Here is a 2,644-nt window from a genome sequence, read left to right on the forward strand (position 1 = left end):
CCGGCTGCCGCCAAGGCATGGGGATTGTCTCCGCATGCGCGGATATGCATGCCCGTCGGTGTTTTGTAAAGCAGGTAGGCCATGAAGAGGGCGACTGCAACGATAATCAATTCAAAGGTATAAAAATCGGTGAACACTGCGCCTAAAATTGGGATGTTGGAGAGCAGGGGGATGGTAGCCTTGGGGAAGACTTCCAACAAGAACTTGTTCGAAGGTTGTCCGAAAAATGACGCATTGATTTGATTGGCCAAAAAAGCGGTAAGGGCGACGCTGAGCATATTGATGACCACGCCGCTGATAACCTGGTTTGCCTTGAACTTGATGCACATCAGGGCGTGCAGGAGGGCAAGCAAGGCTCCGCCGATCATGGCAAAGCCCAGCGAGGCGTAAATGAGTACGGTGGGATCGCCAGCAAACGTCCTGCTGAGAACTGCATAGCTGAGACCTCCAAAGAAAGCCCCGAAGCCCAACAAGCCTTCCAAAGCGAGGTTGGTGATACCGCTTCCTTCGCTGTAGATACCGCCGATGGCAATAATGAAGAGGGGGAGCGAGAAGGAAAGCCCTTCAATGATGATGGTATTCATACGTTCAAACCTCCTCTGCTTCCTGCTCGAATCGATCGGCAAGGTTCCTGAAAAAGATGCCGATGGCACTGAAGAGCAGCAAAATACTGGTGATTAAGGCGGCAATTTCGCGAAGCACCTGCATGCGTGATGACATGTAGGTTGTGCCGCAATCGAAAACCATGACCAAGAGCGAGGCAAAGAAACTGCCTATGGGGGTGGTGTTTCCCAGCAAGGCCACTGCGATTGCGTCGAATCCCAGGGAGGGAAGCACCCTGGGTTGTATGGAGGCGTTGCTTCCCAGGTAGTAGGAAACCCCTGCAAGACCTGCCAATGAGCCGCTGATGAGCATGGTGAAAACCACTGCTTTGCCTACATGGATTCCGGCATACTTGCTGGCCTTGCTGTTGCTTCCCACCGCCTTCAACTCGAAGCCGAACCGGGTGCGGTCGAGCATGAACTTGATGGCAAAGACTGCAAGCAGGGCAAGGGGGAATACCAAGGCGATTTCCATCTTGAGATTGCCCACCGGATGATCGAAGAGCGTCAGACGGGCATTCTGCCCGACTGCAACCGATTGGCGGGTGATCGGGTCGATGAACCGGGTCTGGATGAAGAAGCTCACCACATAGCTGATGATATAATTCAGCATGATGGCCACAACCACCTCGTTCATATTGAAGCGATGCTTGAGATAGCCGATCAGGATGCCGATCAGTGCTCCTGAGAGGGCACCGATCAAAACCACCAGAATTTTTGCAAGGAAAGGGTCGAGGTTGGAGTATCCGACCAGCACGGTGGCCATGAATCCGGAAAAGACCATGATGCCCGAGACACAGATATTGAAAATTCCGCACTTCAGTGCAACGGCGACTGAAAGGGCGGCAAACACCATGGGAGTGGTGTAGTTGAGCAGGCTCATGAAGTCGGTCAGCTGGCTCTTTCTACCTGCATAGCGGCTCTTGGGAAGAATGCCGGCTCCCTGAAGAATGCTCGTATACGCTTCAAGGGGGTTCTTGCCCAACAACAGAAGCAGGATGGCCCCTGCGAGCAGGCTGAGGAAAATGCAAAACAGCGACGTGCGGAGCAGTTGGTGCCTGCCCTTGCCGCAACAGAGGATGAACAATCGCTTGAGCAGGCTAGTTCTTTTCAACATGCACCCCCATCATATATTCACCGACCTGAAGTTTTGTCAGTTCATTCGCTTTCTTGATGGTCTGCACCTTGCCGTTGTACATGACCAAAATGGTATCGGCCAGTTGCATGATCTCATCGAGTTCCAATGAGATCAGCAGAATGGCTTTTCCTTCGCTGCGCAGCTTGTTGATGCGCAGGTGGATCGACTCAATGGCCCCCACATCCAAGCCGCGGGTGGGTTGGACGAATATGATCAGCTTGGAATCGAGATTGATCTCCCGGGCAATGATCGCCTTCTGCTGGTTGCCCCCGCTCATGCTCCGCACCAGGGTGTCGTTTCCCTTGCTGGTCCTGATATCGAACTCCTCGATCAGCGACCTGCCCAACTCGGCCATCGCCTCATTCTGCAATATTCCCCGTTCATTGCTGTAGGGCGGACGGTAATACCGTTTCAAGCAGAGGTTTTCCCGCAGGGGGAAGTCGAGGATCAGGCCGACGGCATGACGATCTTCGGGGATGTAGCTCATCCCCGCTTCGATGCGCTTACGAACAGGGACATTGGTGATATCGGTGCCTGAGAGCATGATTTTCCCGCTCTTGATCGGGATCAGGCCGGCAATCGCATCGGCAATTTCCACTTGGCCGTTGCCGGAAACGCCGGCTATCGCCAGGATTTCACCTTCATGTACGCTGAAGCTCACAGAATCGACCAAGCAGATGTGGTCTGGCGATACCACGCGCAGCTTGTCCACCCTCAAGACTTCGGCTCCTCTCTCATGCTCCTCTTTTTCCAAGGTAAGTGAGACATCACGGCCGACCATCAAGGCTGACATGTGCTGAACCGAGGTGGTGGCGACATCCAGGACATCGACCAGCTTTCCTTTACAGAGAATTGCGCAACGGTCGGCGATTCTCTTGATCTCATCGAGTTTGTGGGTGATAAG

At 53.6% G+C, this 2,644-nt stretch carries 3 protein-coding genes; all 3 read right to left on the reverse strand.

The genetic code is table 11. The features are described 5' to 3' along the window. The coding region (locus tag B3F49_RS00185) for an ABC transporter permease subunit (RefSeq protein WP_414712473.1) at positions 1-584 on the reverse strand (584 nt) is incomplete at its 3' end. Between the two features lie 4 nt (positions 585-588). Then, positions 589-1,719 (reverse strand): ABC transporter permease, encoded by a 1,131-nt coding sequence (locus tag B3F49_RS00190; RefSeq protein ID WP_293908457.1) that lies wholly within the window; start codon positions 1,717-1,719, stop codon positions 589-591. Further along, positions 1,703-2,644, reverse strand: a 942-nt coding sequence (locus tag B3F49_RS00195; protein ID WP_293908458.1) for an ATP-binding cassette domain-containing protein, incomplete at its 5' end; no start/stop codon positions are given. The genes B3F49_RS00190 and B3F49_RS00195, both read right to left, overlap by 17 nt.

The sequence above is a fragment of the Sphaerochaeta sp. UBA5836 genome, from assembly GCF_002432845.1.
GTDB lineage: Bacteria > Spirochaetota > Spirochaetia > Sphaerochaetales > Sphaerochaetaceae > Sphaerochaeta.

Coding starts and splice junctions, on each gene's coding strand:
- B3F49_RS00190 (WP_293908457.1), bottom strand. CDS start 1,719: ATGTTGAAAAGAACTAGCCTGCTCAAGCGATTGTTCATCCTCTGTTGC.